The organism is Brevundimonas sp., assembly GCF_035998205.1.
Lineage (GTDB): Bacteria > Pseudomonadota > Alphaproteobacteria > Caulobacterales > Caulobacteraceae > Brevundimonas.
In genome coordinates this window covers 43,608-59,315 of the sequence record NZ_DASYHT010000003.1, presented here as the reverse complement: position 1 = coordinate 59,315, position 15,708 = coordinate 43,608, and the positions used below count along the sequence as shown (strand labels likewise).

Here is a 15,708-nt window from a genome sequence, read left to right as displayed (position 1 = left end):
TTTCGTGCAGGCGCCTTCAAGCCGTCATGCGCGGCGGGCATTGACAGGCGGCAGAAATCGCCGCTCGCATCTTCGCGTCCTGACGCGGCCAGGTCCCCGGCGCGCGATGCCGGAACGCCATGCCCTACGAGAGTTCGCCCTCGCCCGTCGCGCCCGACTTCAGCTCCCGTCTCTGGACGGCGGGCGCCAGCGCTGGCGTGTCCTGCGCCGCCCTGCTGATCATGGCTGTGCTGAATCCGTTTGCGGCGCGCGAGCTGCTGCTGGCGGCGGCCGTGGTGGCTGCCCTCACTTGGGCGATCAATGCCCGCGGTCCGCGGCGCCCGCCCGCTGCGGAAGCCGTCGCTCTGCCGGTCGAGGCGGCGCGAGATGTGCGGCGCGACGAGCCGCTGCTGAACGCCGCGGTCGACTCGCTGGCCGATCCCCTGCTGGTCATCTCGGGCGGGGAGGCCGACGACATCGCCGGCCGGCGCGTGCGCCTCGCCAACCTCGCCGCCCGCGACTTGCTGAAGATTCAGCGCGAGGGGGCGCTGCTTGTCTCGGTGCTGCGCGATCCGCGGGTGCTCGAGGCGGTCGATGAGGCGCTGTTCGGCGGCGTCAATGTCGAGACGACCTTTGAGTCCGGCGGGGCCCAGCCGCGTCACTGGCGGGTGCAGGTGCGGCCGCTTCCCGCCGATGGCATGGAGCGTCTGGCGCTGCTGACCCTGCACGATGAAACCGATCAGCGGCGCATGGAGCTGATGCGGGTCGACTTTCTCGCCAACGCCAGCCACGAGCTGAAGACGCCGCTGGCGTCGCTGGCCGGCTTCATCGAGACCCTCAAGGGGCACGCCAGGGATGACGAGGCGGCGCGCGACCGCTTCCTCGACATCATGGCGGTACAGGCGGCGCGCATGGCGCGCCTCGTCAGCGATCTGCTGTCGCTCAGCCGGATCGAGCTGAACGAGCACATTCCGCCGGCGGGGCGCGTCGATCTCGATCTGGCCCTGACCGACGTCCTGGATGCGGTCGCCCTGCTGGCGCGGCAGCGGGACGTGACGATCGAGATTGAGCCCCATGCCGCCCCGGCGCGGGTCGTCGGCGATCGCGAGGAGATCGTTCAGGTGCTGCAGAACCTGATCGACAACGCCCTGAAATACTCGCCCCAGGGGGGGCGCGTGGTGGTGCGGCTGGCGTCGGATCAGGGGCCGGAAGCGGTCGCTGCGCCGCGTTTCCCCGGCGCGGTGCGCCTGTCGCTGCTGACGCCGGATCGTCAGGACGACGCCCGCTATGTCGCCATGACCGTGCGCGACCACGGGCCCGGGATGGCGCGCGAACACCTGCCGCGCCTGACCGAGCGCTTCTATCGCGTCGAGGGCCAGAAGAGCGGCGAGCGTCCCGGGACCGGCCTCGGTCTGGCCATCGTCAAGCACATCATCAACCGGCACCGCGGGGGCCTGACGGTCGAGAGCCTGCCGGGGGAGGGGGCCGCCTTCACCGCCTACTTCCCGATGGCCGCGGGTCGTGAGGCGGCCCCGTCCAACGATATGACGCCCCGGGCGGCGTAACAGAACTGTCATCGGCCCGTCTTAATGCGACAGTCAATCGCGGGCAGTTTCCCGCCCGCCGGCGGGGCCCCCGGCGCGCTCTGTGATTCTTGGACGCCCAGGCTAAGCCCTCGCTGTCATGGCATTGATCCTTTTTGCTGTTCTCGCCGCCGTCGCGCTGGGAGCCTTCGTGGCGGCCCGGGCGAGAGCGCGCGTGCGCGGCGGCGCCTCCTGGCATTCCGGTCCGGTCTATCATGCCGCCCAGGCCCTGCTCTGGAGCCTCGCGCCCGCCTTGCTGGTCGTGGTGCTCGCTACGGCCTTCGCCGACACCCTCTGGCTGCAGATCATGACGGCCGGCCTGCCCGAGCCGGTGCAGGCGCTGGAGCCGTTCCGCCGCCAGGCCTTCCTGTCTGACGTCCGGCTGGTCGGCGCCGGCGGCCTGCCGATGCAAATCTGGGGCGGCGAGCTGTCCGGCCTGCTGCAGGCCGAGGCGGCCCGCTCCGCCCGGATCCAGGGATTGCTCGACGCTTCGGTTGCAGTCGCGGCCGTGACGCTGGCCCTGCTGGGCGCGGTGCTCGGCGTGCTGCAGGTGCGGCCGGGCCTGCGGGCGCGGAACCGGGTCGAGGCGTGGATTGGCGTCGGCCTGTTCTTCTGTTCGGCCGTCGCCGTGCTGACGACCGTCGGCATCGTCGCCTCGCTGCTGTTCGAAAGCCTGCGCTTTTTCCAGACGGTGCCGGTGTTCGATTTCCTGTTCGGGACCCAGTGGAGCCCGCAGATCGCCATCCGCGCCGACCAGATCGGCTCTTCGGGCGCTTTCGGCGCCGTGCCCCTGTTCGTCGGCACCTTCCTGATCATGGCCATCGCCATGCTGGTGGCCGCGCCCATCGGCCTGTTCTCGGCCATCTATCTGTCGGAGTACGCCAGCGGCGCGAGCCGGGCGGTGATCAAGCCGGTGCTGGAGGTCCTCGCCGGGGTGCCGACCGTGGTCTACGGCTTCTTCGCCGCCCTGACCGTCGGCCCGGCGCTGCGGGGCTTCTTCAACGGCATCGGCGCGATGCTGATGGGCGGGCCGCTGGACGGCGTTGGTCAGTATCTGCTGCTGGTGCAGAACCAGATGGCCCTCGTGGCCGGGGCCGTGATGGGCATCATGTTGATCCCGTTCGTCTCCTCCCTGTCGGACGACATCATCAACGCCGTGCCGCAGAGCCTGCGCGACGGCTCGTACGCCATGGGCGCGACCAGGTCGGAGACCGTGGTGCGGGTGCTGCTGCCGGCGGCCTTGCCCGGCATCGCCGGCGCCCTGCTGCTGGCCGTGTCGCGCGCCATCGGCGAGACCATGATCGTGACCATGGCCGCCGGCCTGGCCGCCAACCTGACCCTCAACCCGCTGGATACGGTGACCACGGTGACGGTGCAGATCGTCACCCTGCTGACCGGGGACCAGGAGTTCGACAGCCCCAAGACCCTCGCCGCTTTCGGCCTCGGTCTGACCCTGTTCGTCCTGACCCTGTGCCTGAACATCGTCGCCCAGCGGATCGTGCAAGCGTACCGGGAACAATATGACTGACGCCGTCGACCGGACCGGCCAGCAGACGCGTCAGCGCGCCGCGGCGGCGCAGCTGAAGCGTCGCTATGGCCGCGAACGCCGCTTCAAGTTCTACGGGCAGCTGGCCATTGGCATCGCCGTGGCCTTCCTGCTGCTGCTCGTCGGGCGCATCGTCGAGCAAGGGCATACGGCCTTCTACAGCCATGCCCTGACGACGCCGGTCTATCTGGACCCGGCGCGCGTTGATCGCGCCTATCCGGCCGGCGCCAACTATCTTCAGTTGGCCGCCGATCAGCAGGCCGAGCGCCTTGGAGTTGCCGCTGACCCGGTCGCGGTGCGGGAAGTGCGGGACCTGTTTTCATCGGAGCTCAACTTCGTCGCCGCCGCCGCGGTGGAGGCGGACCCGGCGCGCATCGGCCAGACGATCCAGCTCCAGGCGCCGCTGGACGACAGCGCGGACCTTTACCTGAAGGGCGAGATCAGCCGCGACACCCCTGAGGACCAGCGGGTGCTCAGCGATCGCCAGCTCGACTGGCTCGACGAATTCAAGGCCAACGGTCAGGTCGAGGCGCGTTTCAATAGCGGCCTGTTCACCCGCTCGGACTCGACCCAGCCGGAGCTGGCCGGGGTGCTCGGCGCGGTCGTGGGCTCGGCGCTGATGTTGTTTGTGACCGCCGCCCTGGCCCTGCCGATCGGCGTCGGCGCGGCCGTCTACCTCGAGGAATTCGCGCCCAAAAACCGCTTCACCGACCTGATCGAGGTCAACATCAACAACCTCGCTGCGGTGCCGTCGATCGTCTACGGCCTGCTGGGTCTGGCCCTGTTCATCAACTGGATGCACCTGCCGCGCTCCTCGCCGCTGGTCGGCGGTCTGGTGCTGGCGCTGATGTCCCTGCCGACCATCATCATCGCCACCCGCTCGGCGCTGAAGTCGGTGCCGCCGTCGATCCGCGAGGCGGCGCTGGCGGTCGGGGCCAGCCGCACCCAGGCGGTGTTCCACCATGTCCTGCCGCTGGCGGCTCCCGGAGTCATGACCGGCGCCATCATCGCCATGGCCCACGCCCTCGGCGAGACCGCCCCGCTGCTGCTGATCGGCATGGTCAGCTTCGTGCCAGGCGTGCCCGACGGGCTGACCGACCCCTCCAGCGCCCTGTCGGTGCTGGTCTACATCTGGGAGAACGCGTCCGAGCGCGCCTTCCACGAGCGGACGGCCGCCGCGATCATGGTCCTGCTGACCTTCATGATCGCCATGAACGCCGTCGCCATCATCCTGAGGCGCCGCTTCGAGCGGCGGTGGTAAGACCATGAAGTTCAACATCTTCCGCGCTGCGGATATGGACGGCTCCGGCGGCGGTTCGCCTTCGGCGGATGCCGGCGTGGCCGAGGCTCCCGCCCGCGCCCCTGTCGGCGGCGATATCGCGCCGCTCGGCCCGATCAAGGTCGCCGCGCGCGACGTCTCGGTGTTCTACGGCGACAAGCAGGCCCTGTTCGATATCTCGCTCGACATCCCCGACAAGAGCGTCACCGCCTTCATCGGGCCGTCGGGCTGTGGCAAGTCGACGTTCCTGCGCTGCATCAACCGGATGAACGACACCATCCCGGCGGCGAAGGTCACCGGCGGCATCCTGATCGACGGCGAGGACGTCAACACCCGGGCGGTGGACCCGGTGCTGCTGCGCGCCCGCGTCGGCATGGTGTTCCAGAAGCCCAACCCCTTCCCGAAATCGATCTACGAGAACGTCGCCTACGGTCCGCGCATCCACGGCCTGACCACTTCGAAGAGCGAGATGGACGGCATCGTCGAGAGCTCGCTGCGCCGCGCCGGCCTTTGGGACGAGGTGGCCGATCGACTGCATTCGCCCGGCACCGGCCTGTCCGGCGGTCAGCAGCAGCGTCTGGTGATCGCCCGCGCCATCGCGGTGCAGCCCGAAGTGATCCTGATGGACGAGCCCTGCTCGGCCCTCGACCCCATCGCCACGGCGAGGATCGAGGAGCTGATCGACGAGCTGCGGGCCCAGTACTGCATCGTCATCGTCACGCACTCGATGGCCCAGGCGGCCCGGGTCAGCCAGCGCACGGCCTTCTTCCACATGGGCCAGCTGATCGAGCACGGGCCGACCGAGGACATCTTCACGAATCCGCGGGAACGGCGCACGCTGGACTACATCACCGGCCGGTTCGGCTAGGGCGGCGAATGAACCAGCACACGGTCAAGGCGTATGGCGACGAGCTGAACCAGCTGACGGCGGAGGTCGCGCGCATGGGCGGGCTCGCCGAGGCCCAGGTGGCGGATGCGGTGGAGTCCGTGGCGCGGCGCGATATTGCGCTGGGGCGCGCGGTGGTCGAGCGCGACGCCAAGCTCGACGCCCTGCAGCACGAGATCGAGAAGAAGGCGATCCGCCTGATCGCCCTGCGCCACCCGGTGGCTTCGGACCTGCGCAAGACCCTGTCGGCGATGAAGCTGGCCACGGATCTGGAGCGCACCGGCGACCTGGCCAAGAACATCGCCAAGCGGGGTCTGACCCTGGCGGAGGGCGAGCCGCTGCAGCCCCTGACGCGCTCGATCGAGCGGATGGGACGGCTGGTCAGCCTGCGCCTGCGCGACGTGCTGGACGCCTACGCCGCCTCCGAGCTGGACGGGGCGGTGGGCGTCTGGAACTCGGACGACGAGGTCGACGAGCACTACAACGCCCTGTTCCGCGAGCTGCTGACCTACATGATGGGCGATCCGCGCACGATCAGCGGCTGCGCCCACCTGCTGTTCATCGCCAAGAACCTCGAGCGCATCGGCGACCACGCCACCAACATCGCCGAGACGATCTACTACGAGATCACCGGCGGCGAGATGGCCGGCGAGCGCCCGCGCGCCGGGCCGGCCCATAACGACGACCTGACCCCGACCGACGACCGGAGCGCCTGACGTGCAGCCCTATGTGCTCGTGATGGAGGATGAGGACGCGCTCGCCACGCTCCTCCAGTACAACCTCGAGAAGGAAGGCTATCAGGTGGTCATCGCCGGGGACGGCGAGGAGGGCCTGGTCCAGGTCGACGAGCGCCTGCCCGACCTGATCCTGCTGGACTGGATGCTGCCCAAGGTGTCGGGCATCGAAGTCTGCCGCCGCATCCGCGGTCGGCCGGAAACCCGCAACGTCCCGATCATCATGCTGACGGCGCGCGGCGAGGAGACCGACCGGGTGCGCGGCCTCGACACCGGCGCCGACGACTATCTGACCAAGCCCTTCTCGATGACCGAGCTGATCGCCCGCATCCGGGCGGTCCTGCGGCGCATCCGGCCGGGTCTGGCCGATGACCGCGTCGGTCACGGCGACATCGTCATCGACCGGGTGGCGCACCGGGTGAAGCGCGCCGGCAAGGAGGTCCACCTTGGGCCCACCGAGTTCCGCCTGCTGGACTACTTCATGCAGCACCCGGGCCGGGTTTTCAGCCGCGAACAGCTGCTCGACGCGGTCTGGGGCTCGGACGTTTATGTCGAGGCCCGCACCGTCGACGTGCACGTCGGTCGCCTGCGCAAGGCCCTGAACCTGCCCGACACCGTCGACCCGATCCGCACCGTCCGCTCCGCCGGCTACGCGCTGGATCTGGAGGGCTGATGCCCCGACTTGTGGGCCCTGCGACCTTCGCGGCGCCCTGACAGGCTGGTGTCCGCCCTGACACGCGGTCTAGGCTCCGCGCCCTGTTCGGGAGGAGTTCGCCATGCGTCGTCGTACGTTCCTGTCCACCCTGCCGGCGGGGGCGCTGGCCGCCGGCGCCGTGGCCGCCCAGGCCTCGCCGCAGAGCCCGGCGGCGGCTGCAGGACCCGGTCCGCAAGGCGTGCGGGCCTATCCCTATCCCGGCGTCGGCATGGGCGACCGCATCATGGGCGCGCCCTTCGCCGGTCGCTCGACGGTCTGGGGCGCGCGCGGGGCGGTGGCCACGGCGCATCCGACCGCCAGCGTGATCGGGCTGGACATCCTGCGCCGGGGCGGCTCGGCCATCGACGCGGCCATCGCCGTCAACGCCGCCCTCGGCTTCCTCGAGCCGACCGGCAACGGCATCGGCGGCGACGCCTTCTGCCTGATGTGGGATCCGGCGCAGGGCAAGGTGGTCGGGCTCAATGGTTCGGGGCGTAGTCCGCGCGGACTGTCGCTGGAGGCGGCGCGCGGCAAGGCCGGGGCGAACGGGCTGCTGCCCCGCTACGGCGCGGTCACCGCCAATGTGCCCGGCGCGGTCGAGGCCTGGTGGGCCGCCCACCAGCGCTACGGCAAGCTGCCCTGGGCCGAGGTGCTGGCTCCGGTGATCGAGCTGTGCGAGCGCGGGGAGGCGGTGCCGCAGCTGATCGCCTGGTATCTCGAGCGCAACATGGCGGTGTTCGACCGCGCGACCGGGATCATCGAGGAAAACGACAACCGTCGCCGGGTGTTCGCGCCCGACGGCCGGACCCCGCGCGTGGGGGAGGTGTTCGCCAATCCGGACCTGGCCCGCACCTATCGCCTGATCGCCGAGGGCGGCCGCGACGCCTTCTATGACGGGCCGATCGCCAGCGCCATCGAGGGCTACTTCCGGCGTATCGGCGGCTGGATGACCCGGGCCGATCTGGCGGCGCACCGCACCGAGTGGGTCGAGCCGCTGATGTCGACCTATCGCGGGGTCGAGGTGTACCAGCTGGGGCCGAACACCCAGGGCCTGTCCACCCTGCAGCTCCTCAACGTCTGCGAGCAGTTCGACCTGCGCGCCCTGGGCTTCCAGAGCGCCGCCTCGATCCACGTCCAGGCCGAGGCCAAGCGGCTGGCCTTCGAGGACCGCGCCCGCTGGTTCGCCGATCCCGAGTTCAGCCGCACGCCTGTCGAGCGGCTGATCTCCAAGGCCTATGCCGCCGAGCGCGCCGCCCTGATCCGCATGGACCGGCCCATGGACCGTGTCCTGCCCGGCGACGCGCCGAGCCAGGGCGACACCACCTATTTCAGCGTCGCCGACGCCGACGGCATGATGGTGAGCTGGATCCAGTCCAACTACCGCGGCATGGGCGGCGGTCTGGTGCCGGACGACGGCGCGGGCGGCACCCTCGGCTTCATGCTGCAGAACCGGGCCGAGATGTTCGCCCTGACCGACGGCCACCCGAACGTCTACGCCCCGGGCAAGCGGCCCTTCCACACCATCATCCCGGGCTTCGCCGTGCGCGACGGCCAGCCGTGGATGGCCTTCGGCGTCATGGGCGGCGGTATGCAGCCGCAAGGCCAGGCCCAGATCGTCATCAACATGGTCGACTACGACCTCGACCCGCAGGAGGCCGGCGACGCGCCGCGCTGGCAGCACGAGGGCTCGTCCGAGCCGACTGGCGAGCCGGCGGAAGGGACGGGGGTGCTGCATCTGGAAACGGGCGTGCCGGAGGCGACCCGCGAGCAGCTGCGCGCCATGGGCTGGACCCTCGGCCCGCCCAACGGCGGCTTCGGCGGCTACCAGAATGTGGTGCGGCAGGTGAACGCCCGGGGGCCGGCCACCTACGGGGCGGCCTCCGAGACGCGCAAGGACGGTCTGGCGCTGGCCTGGTAGGTCAGCTCACGCTGTCCGGCGTGATCTCGTAGACGGTCGAGCAGTATTCGCAGGTGACGCGGATCTTGCCGTCGGCCTCGACCATCTCCGCCCGCTCCTCCGGGCCGAAGCTGTCCAGCACGGTGGCGATGCGGTCCATTGAGCAGCGGCACTGCGCCTGCAGCGGGGCCGGGCCCTCCAGCCGCACGCCGTCCTCGTGGAACAGGCGGAACAGCAGGCGGTCGGCGGTCAGCATCGGGTCGATCAGCTCGTCGTCGCCCAGCGTCTCGAACAGGGCCTGGGTGCGTTCCCAGACGTCGTCCGTGGCGCCCCGGGCCTCGTCGCCGGCGATGATCTGGATCATGGCCCCGCCCGCGCGCCAGGACTCGCCCTCGGCGGTCTGGACCGAGCCGACCGCCAGCCGCACCCGGGTCGGCACCTGTTCGGACTGGACGAAGAAGTGCTCGGCGCACAGGCTCAGGCTCTCGCCCTCGATCGGGGTGATGCCCTGGGTGCGCTCGAAGTCGGGGCCGCGGTCCAGCGTCATGATGAACACGCCCTCGCCCAGCAGGCTGCGCGCCCCGGGCCGGGCGAAGCCCTGGCTAGCGGCGGTCACCTCGTCGGCGTCATACCGGCAATAGCCGCGCATCGACCCGTCGGTGCCGTAGTCGGCGATGACATAGCGCACCGGGCCGTCGCCCTGGGCCTGGACCAGCAGACGCCCCTCGAACTTCAGGCTCGAGCCGATCAGGGCCGCCAGGGCGCAGGCCTCGCCCAGCAGCGCCGCGACGGGCTCCGGATAGGCATGGGCGTTCAGGATGCGGTCGATCGCGGGCCCCATGCGCACGAGGCGGCCACGCACCGGCCAGCCCTCGATCTGGAAGGCGGCGGCGAAGTCGTCGGCGGGCGGGGACGCACGGTCGGTCACGGGCGGGCTTTCGTCGATGTTCGGGAGAGGCTCTACATAGGCGGCGGAAGTCGCCATGATAAGGGCGCCCGCCGGGCCCACGGGTCCGCGCCGTCACGAGTCTCCAGGTCTGGATCGCCGATGTCCCGTCGCCTTCGTCTCAAGCCCCTGTCGCAGCAGGTCGTGGTCATCACCGGAGCCACCTCCGGGATCGGCCTGGCCACCGCCCGGCGCGCGGCGGCGGCCGGGGCCTGCGTGTTCCTGATCGCCCGGCACGAGGAAGACCTGAGGCTGCTGTGCGAGACGCTGCAGCGTGACGGCGGCCGCTGCGCCTGGGCGGTGGCCGACGTCGGCGACGCGACGGCGCTCGAGGCGGCGGCGGAGAAGTGCGAGCGGCTGTTCGGCGGCATCGACACCTGGGTCAATAACGCCGGGGCCGCGGCGCCGGGGTCGCTGCGCGAAATGCCTCTGGCCGAGCAGCGGGCGCTGTTCGAGACCAACTACTGGGGCGTGGTCAACGGCAGTCTGGCGGCGGCGGCTCGGCTGGCCGGACGCGGAGGCGCGATCATCAATGTCGGCTCCAGCCTCGCGGACGCGCCGGCGCCGGGGCAGGGGGTCTATGCGGCTTCCAAACATGCGGTGAAGGGGTTCACCCAGGGCCTGCGGCTGGAGCTGGCCCGCGCCGGCGCGCCGGTGGCGGTGACCCTGGTCAAGCCGGCGGCCGTCGATACGGCCTGGGACCGGCGCGCCCGGCGTCTCGGGGGTTATGCGGCGCGCCACCCGCAACCCGTCTACGCCGCCCATGTCGTGGCGGACGCCATCCTGCATTGCGCCGCCCACCCGGTGCGCGAGATCACCGTCGGCGGCGGCGGCCGTCTGATCGCCGCCGCCTATGCGGCCCTGCCCGGCGTGGCGGAACCGCTTTTCGCGGCGTTCGCTCCTGTGGTGCAGCCGGTGCGTGGGGATGACCCCTGGGCGGATGACGGGCTGGACGACCCGACCGCCGATCCGGCGGCAGATGAGGTGCGATATCCCATGGTGCGACAGTTCAGTGTTCTGGCCGAGGCCCGCAAGCATCCCGGCGTCACCGCCGGCGGTCTGGGGGCTCTCGTGCTGCTCGGGCTCATCGCCGTGCTGCTGGGCCAGCGGAAGGGGCCGACACGCTATGAGCGCTGGCGTGCGCGACTGGATCCGCGTGGCTGGACCGCAGGCTGGCGTCGCGGTTTCGAGGCGGCCCTCGACGGACTGGGCGACGGGGCCCAGGAGGTCGGCCACCGCGCGGACCGGGCGCGGCGCGAGGCCGGTCGCAATCTCGATCGCCTGACCCGCGAGGCGCGTCGCCGTCTGCCGCGGGAGGAGCTGCAGGCTGGCCTGCGCTCGGCCCGCCGCGGCGCTGACCGGGCAGGCCGCTTCGCCCGCGATCACGCCCGCGAAGGCGGGGTGCTGGCCGCCCTGCTGACGGTCGGGGCCGCCGTGGCGGTGGCCGCCCTCGACGGTCGTCCGGCAAAGGGTCGCCGCCGTCCGCCGCTGCGTCTGTAGACCAGAGGCAGAATCTTGCGCCAAACCGCCTCTGCAGCGTTGCTGCATCTGCGAAGGACGCTATAGCTGGGGCATGGCCGGCCCCACCTTCATCTTCGACTTCGACTCCACCCTGGTGCGCTTCGAGACGCTTGAGGCGCTCGGCGAGATCGCCCTGGACGGACGACCGGACCGCGACCAGCGACTGGCCGAGGTGGCGCGTCTGACCGACCAGGCGATGGCCGGCGAGGTGAGCTTTGGCGAGGCCCTGCGGCGGCGTCTGGAGATCCTCGCGCCGAAGCGGGAGCATGTCGTCGCGCTCGCCGGGCGGGCGGCCGACGCCCTGACCACCTCGGTGCGCCGCAACGCCGACTTCTTCCAGCGCCATGCCGACCAGGTGGTGATCCTGTCCGGCGGCTTCGACGAGGTCATCCTGCCGGTGGCCGAGCGTCTCGGTCTGTCGCCGGACCGGGTGTTCTGCAACACCCTGCGCTACGCCGAGGACGGCCAGGTCATCGGCGTCGACGACGCCAATCCCCTGTCCCATGACGATGGCAAGCCGACGGTGATCCGCAGTCTCGGCCTGCCGGGGCCGGTGGTCATGGTCGGCGATGGCTGGAATGACGCCGAGGTCAAGCTGCGCGGGGCCGCCGACCGCTTCTACGCCTTCACCGAGGTGGTGCGGCGGGAGCCGGTGGTGGCGGCGGCCGACGCCGAGGCGGCGTCGCTGGACGAGGTGCTGCATGCCGAGGGCGTGCGCGGCCGCTGGTCCTATCCGCGCAGCCGCATCCGCTTCCTGCTGCTGGAGAACATCCACCCGGCGGCGGTCGATCGCCTGCGCGACGAGGGCTACGCGGTCGAGACCGAGACCGGGGCGCTCGACGAGGACGTGCTGATCGAGCGTCTGCGCGGGGTGCATGTGCTCGGCCTGCGCTCCAAGACCAATGTCAGCCGGCGGGTGCTGGAGGCGACCGACCGGCTGATGGCCGTCGGGGCCTTCTGCATCGGCACCAACCAGATCGATCTGGAGGCGGCCTCCGACCACGGCGTGGCCGTGTTCAACGCCCCCTATTCCAACACCCGCTCGGTGGTCGAGCTGGCCGTCGGGCTGATGATCGCCCTGATGCGCGACGTGGCCGACAAGTCTGCGGGCATGCACGAGGGGCGCTGGAACAAGTCGGCCACGGGCTCGCGCGAGCTGCGCGGCAAGACGTTGGGCATCGTCGGCTATGGCGCCATCGGCAGCCAGCTGTCGGTCCTCGCCGAGGCCCTGGGCATGCGCGTGGTGTTCCACGATCTCGCCGAGCGGCTGGCGCTCGGCAACGCCCGCCGTGTGCGCGCGCTCGACCAGCTGCTGGCCGAAGCCGATGTGGTCAGCCTGCACGTCGACGGGCGGGGCGAGAACCTGAACCTGATGGGGGCGGCCCAGTTTGCACGGATGAAGCCGGGCGCGCTGCTGCTCAACCTCTCGCGCGGCCATGTGGTGGACGTCGGGGCCCTGGCCCAGGCGCTGGGCTCGGGCCGGATCGGCGGGGCTGCGGTGGATGTCTTCCCCGAGGAGCCGCGCACCAACGCCGACCCGTTCGACAGCCCCCTGCGGGGCCTGCCCAATGTGATCCTGACGCCGCACATCGGCGGCTCGACCGAGGAGGCCCAGGAGGCCATCGCCGAGTTCGCCGCAGAGCGCCTGCTGGGGTTCCTGAACCGTGGCGACACCACCTTCAGTGTCAATTTGCCGAACGTGCAGCTGGCCGAGGTCACGGGCGCGCACCGGCTGCTGCACATCCACCGCAACCAGCCCGGCGTTCTGGCCGAGCTGAACCGCGCCATCGCCGGGGCGGGTCTGAATATCCTCGGCCAGCACCTGAAGACGGACGAGCGCACCGGCTACGTCATCATCGACGTCGATCGGGACTACGACCCGGAGGCCCTGCGCCCGCTGCGCGAGGTGTCGGGCACCCTGCGCTTCCGCATGCTTCACTAGGCCTCGCCCAGGTTTCCCTAGCGGCATCTTGCGTCCCTCGCAGAGTGGCGCAGAGTGCTGGACAAGGACCGCGTTCTGACGGTCCAGGGAGGAAACATCATGCAACGTCTGCTCAGGGGAGCTGCCCTGGGGGCTCTCACGCTCGCCGCCATCGCCGCCGCCGCGCCCGCATCGGCCCAGTCCTACAACCGCCTCGTCGTGTTCGGCGACAGCCTCAGCGACAACGGCAACCTGTTCGCCATCACCGGTCAGCCGCCGGCGCCCTATTTCCAGGGACGCTTCAGCAACGGCCCCGTGTGGACCGAGCTGCTCGGATTCAATGCGCTCCGGGCCGGCGGGGCTGTCAGCGGCAGCATCAACTACGCCTATGGCGGGGCGCAGACCGGGACCCAGGCCCTGCCGCCCGGCATGCGCCTGCAGCTGGCCAACTACACGTCGGCCGGCGGCCGCTTCGGCCCGTCCGACCTCGTGACCGTCTGGGGCGGGGCCAACAACATCTTCCAGAACCTGGCTGCCGCCGGGGCCTCGCCCAGCCCGACGACGGTGATGGCCGGGGTGGCGGCGACCGCCGCCGCCGACATCGCCGCGATCACTGACACGATCGCCGCCGGCGGGGCCGGGACCATCCTCGTGGCCAATATCCCGGTGCTCAGCCCGACGCCCCAGTTCCGCGGCACTCCCGCGGCGCCGCTGGCGGACTTCGCCGCCAGCCAGCTGAACACGGCGCTGCAGACCAATCTCGCGGCCGTGGCCGGGGCCCGTGCCGGGACGAACATCATCCTGATGGACGTAGCCAAGGTCGGGCCGACCATCGCCAATAACCCCGGCCTGTTCGGGCTGACGGATGTCACCTCGCCCTGCTTCAACGGGGTGAGCGTCTGCAGCACGCCGGGCGCCTTCTTCTACTATGACGGCGTCCACCCGACGGCTCGAGGCCACCAGCTGCTCGCGGCCCTGGCCAATGACTACCTGTACTACGGCGACGCGGGCGCGGCGACGACGCTCCTGACCGAAACGGGCTTCCGGCACCGCGAGCGGCGCGCCGGCGAGGCCCTGTCCGGGTTGACGGGCCGCGAGGCGGCGCCGGCCGGGGCGGTCATCTCGGGCGGCTACAGCTACGAGACCGCGGACATCGACGCCCGCGGCGTGGTCGGGGCGGCCGACAGCGAAGGGCACGGCGTGCGCATGGCGCTGGCGGCCGGGCTGAACGGCGGCTGGTCGTTCGGGCTGAGCGGCGCCTTCGACAAGGCCGAGGTCGAGGCGACGCGCCTGACCTTCGACGTCGAGAGCTACAGCCTCGACGCCGCCGCCGCCTGGCGCTCGGACAGCGGCATGTTCATCGCCGCCGGCTTCGGCGCGGCGCGCGACGCCTATGACGAGATCCGCCGGGTGACCGCGCTGGCGCCGATCATCCACGAGTCCGAGGTCAGCGGCCTGAGCTACTCGGCCCGTGTCGTGGCCGGGACCTGGTTCGAGCGCAACGGCATGGCCATCTCGCCGCGCGTCGGCCTCGACTGGGTGTCCAGCCGCACCGACGCCTTCGCCGAGGACGGTCCGGCGGCGGCCTATCGCTGGGACGAGCGGACCTTCGAGACGATCTCGGCCGAGGTCGCCCTGCGCATCGAGGGCGAGCTGGCGCCGGGCTTCGGCGCCTTCGTCGAGGGCGGCTGGCGCGAGGCGCTGGATGACGGCGGCGACGCGGTGCGCACCGGCATCGTCGCCAACCCCGCCCGTGTGCTCGCCCGCGAGGTCGAGGATCCCTATGGCAGCCAGGCCATGCTTGAGGCCGGCGTCACAGGGCGCCTGACCGATCGTCTGGCGGTCGAGGTCGGCTACCGCGGCCGCTTCGGCGACGGCAGCGACAGCCAGATGGGCGGCGTGACGCTGAAGCTGGCCCTGTAAGACCGGACCGGGGCGCGGCCCATAGCCGCCGCGCCCCGGTCCCATTCTCGCCCCATCGACGGGCAATACGGCGGACGGCCGCTGACCTCCTGTCCTGATCCCAACCGGATGCGGCCCCCTCCGACCCCTGTGTCGTCGAACGGAGCCGCTGCCCCATGCCTGTCGCCCACCCGGTCACCCGCGGGGTGCTTCCGCACGCCGGCCAGATCCTGACCCTCCTCGCGGTCGGGATCATGGCGGCCGGGGCAGCGCCGGCGCGGCGTGAGGGCGCGAGCGCTCCCATTGCGCCGGCGCCCGCGCCGGTGGTGGCGGTGGCCGAGCCCGCCGGTCCCGTGACGGCCAGCCTGCTATTCGCAGCCCCGATCGCCGGTTATCCGGTGAACTCCCGCTTCGGCCTGCGGCGGCTGCCTGGCGAGTCGGCGGCGCGCCCCCACCAGGGCCTCGACTATGCAGCGCCTGCAGGCGCGCCGGTGCTCGCCACCGCGCCGGGCAAGGTGGTCCGGACGGGGTATGAGCCCACGGGCTACGGGCGATTCGTGGAGGTTCTGCACGGCGAGGGCCTCACCAGCTTCTACGCCCATCTGAGCCGGATCGAGGTCCGGCCGGGCGATCGCCTGGAGGCGGGTCAGCTTCTCGGGCGGGTCGGCTCCACGGGCTTTTCCACCGGGCCCCATCTGCATTTCGAAGTGCGGCGCGGCGAGCGCCGCCTCAACCCCGCGCGGGTGCTGGGGCGGGTCATTCGCGTCGAAGCTGCGGCCTGACGCTGGCCAAGGCGCGTCGTGTCCGTTACCCCTTCGGA

General features: G+C 71.2%; 12 protein-coding genes and 1 pseudogene. 12 read left to right on the top strand and 1 reads right to left on the bottom strand.

Annotated elements, in window-relative coordinates; translation table 11 throughout:
* Positions 1–119 precede the first annotated feature (119 nt).
* The 7 genes from VGN74_RS02125 to VGN74_RS02095 all read left to right on the top strand — a co-directional run bounded on the left by VGN74_RS02125 (position 120) and on the right by VGN74_RS02095 (position 8,619).
* Positions 120–1,544: a sensor histidine kinase gene (locus tag VGN74_RS02125; RefSeq protein ID WP_327445707.1), complete on the top strand. Its 1,425-nt coding sequence runs from the start codon at positions 120–122 to the stop codon at positions 1,542–1,544.
* Positions 1,545–1,662: 118 nt separating this feature from the next.
* Positions 1,663–3,090, top strand: coding sequence for a phosphate ABC transporter permease subunit PstC (gene pstC / locus VGN74_RS02120; RefSeq protein ID WP_327445706.1), 1,428 nt, complete (start codon positions 1,663–1,665; stop codon positions 3,088–3,090).
* Positions 3,083–4,369, top strand: coding sequence for a phosphate ABC transporter permease PstA (gene pstA / locus VGN74_RS02115; RefSeq protein WP_327445705.1), 1,287 nt, complete (start codon positions 3,083–3,085; stop codon positions 4,367–4,369). Before pstC ends, pstA begins: the two co-directional genes overlap by 8 nt.
* Before the next feature lie 4 nt (positions 4,370–4,373).
* Positions 4,374–5,255 carry a phosphate ABC transporter ATP-binding protein PstB gene (gene pstB, locus VGN74_RS02110; protein WP_327445704.1) on the top strand — a complete coding sequence of 294 codons (882 nt, stop codon included), beginning with the start codon at positions 4,374–4,376 and terminating at the stop codon, positions 5,253–5,255.
* Positions 5,256–5,263: 8 nt separating this feature from the next.
* Positions 5,264–5,989, top strand: coding sequence for a phosphate signaling complex protein PhoU (gene phoU / locus VGN74_RS02105; protein ID WP_327445703.1), 726 nt, complete (start codon positions 5,264–5,266; stop codon positions 5,987–5,989).
* A 1-nt stretch (position 5,990) separates the two neighbouring features.
* The gene (gene phoB, locus VGN74_RS02100; protein WP_327445702.1) at positions 5,991–6,680 is read left to right on the top strand and encodes a phosphate regulon transcriptional regulator PhoB; all 690 of its coding nucleotides are present in this window, start codon (positions 5,991–5,993) and stop codon (positions 6,678–6,680) included.
* 103 nt (positions 6,681–6,783) lie between these two features.
* On the top strand, positions 6,784–8,619 hold the full coding sequence (locus VGN74_RS02095; protein WP_327445701.1) for a gamma-glutamyltransferase family protein: 1,836 nt from the start codon (positions 6,784–6,786) through the stop codon (positions 8,617–8,619).
* A 1-nt stretch (position 8,620) separates the two neighbouring features.
* Here VGN74_RS02095 and VGN74_RS02090 read toward each other — a convergent pair whose 3' ends face one another.
* Positions 8,621–9,526: an Hsp33 family molecular chaperone gene (locus VGN74_RS02090; RefSeq protein ID WP_414643518.1), complete on the bottom strand. Its 906-nt coding sequence runs from the start codon at positions 9,524–9,526 to the stop codon at positions 8,621–8,623.
* Between the two features lie 120 nt (positions 9,527–9,646).
* Here VGN74_RS02090 and VGN74_RS02085 point away from each other — a divergent pair, with 120 nt between their 5' ends.
* From VGN74_RS02085 to VGN74_RS02065, 5 genes and pseudogenes are all read left to right on the top strand, one after another.
* Positions 9,647–11,044 (top strand): SDR family oxidoreductase, encoded by a 1,398-nt coding sequence (locus VGN74_RS02085; RefSeq protein ID WP_327445699.1) that lies wholly within the window; start codon positions 9,647–9,649, stop codon positions 11,042–11,044.
* A 73-nt stretch (positions 11,045–11,117) separates the two neighbouring features.
* Positions 11,118–11,642 (top strand): annotated as a pseudogene (locus VGN74_RS02080) (HAD-IB family phosphatase); the annotation flags it as partial.
* A 135-nt stretch (positions 11,643–11,777) separates the two neighbouring features.
* Positions 11,778–13,007 carry a phosphoglycerate dehydrogenase gene (gene serA, locus VGN74_RS02075; RefSeq protein ID WP_327445823.1) on the top strand — a complete coding sequence of 410 codons (1,230 nt, stop codon included), beginning with the start codon at positions 11,778–11,780 and terminating at the stop codon, positions 13,005–13,007.
* A 99-nt stretch (positions 13,008–13,106) separates the two neighbouring features.
* Complete coding sequence (locus VGN74_RS02070; RefSeq protein WP_327445698.1) at positions 13,107–14,909, top strand: autotransporter domain-containing protein; 1,803 nt, start codon at positions 13,107–13,109, stop codon at positions 14,907–14,909.
* A gap of 155 nt (positions 14,910–15,064) precedes the next feature.
* Positions 15,065–15,670, top strand: a complete 606-nt coding sequence (locus VGN74_RS02065) for a M23 family metallopeptidase (RefSeq protein WP_327445697.1) — start codon at positions 15,065–15,067, stop codon at positions 15,668–15,670.
* The last annotated feature ends 38 nt before the right edge of the window (positions 15,671–15,708 follow it).

Excerpts from the sequence above, each read along its gene's own strand:
- pstC (WP_327445706.1), top strand. The coding sequence starts at position 1,663 with ATGGCATTGATCCTTTTTGCTGTTCTCGCCGCCGTCGCGCTGGGAGCC.
- pstA (WP_327445705.1), top strand. The coding sequence starts at position 3,083 with ATGACTGACGCCGTCGACCGGACCGGCCAGCAGACGCGTCAGCGCGCC.
- VGN74_RS02125 (WP_327445707.1), top strand. The coding sequence starts at position 120 with ATGCCCTACGAGAGTTCGCCCTCGCCCGTCGCGCCCGACTTCAGCTCC.
- VGN74_RS02095 (WP_327445701.1), top strand. The coding sequence starts at position 6,784 with ATGCGTCGTCGTACGTTCCTGTCCACCCTGCCGGCGGGGGCGCTGGCC.
- VGN74_RS02065 (WP_327445697.1), top strand. The coding sequence starts at position 15,065 with ATGCCTGTCGCCCACCCGGTCACCCGCGGGGTGCTTCCGCACGCCGGC.
- phoU (WP_327445703.1), top strand. The coding sequence starts at position 5,264 with ATGAACCAGCACACGGTCAAGGCGTATGGCGACGAGCTGAACCAGCTG.
- pstB (WP_327445704.1), top strand. The coding sequence starts at position 4,374 with ATGAAGTTCAACATCTTCCGCGCTGCGGATATGGACGGCTCCGGCGGC.
- VGN74_RS02085 (WP_327445699.1), top strand. The coding sequence starts at position 9,647 with ATGTCCCGTCGCCTTCGTCTCAAGCCCCTGTCGCAGCAGGTCGTGGTC.
- VGN74_RS02070 (WP_327445698.1), top strand. The coding sequence starts at position 13,107 with ATGCAACGTCTGCTCAGGGGAGCTGCCCTGGGGGCTCTCACGCTCGCC.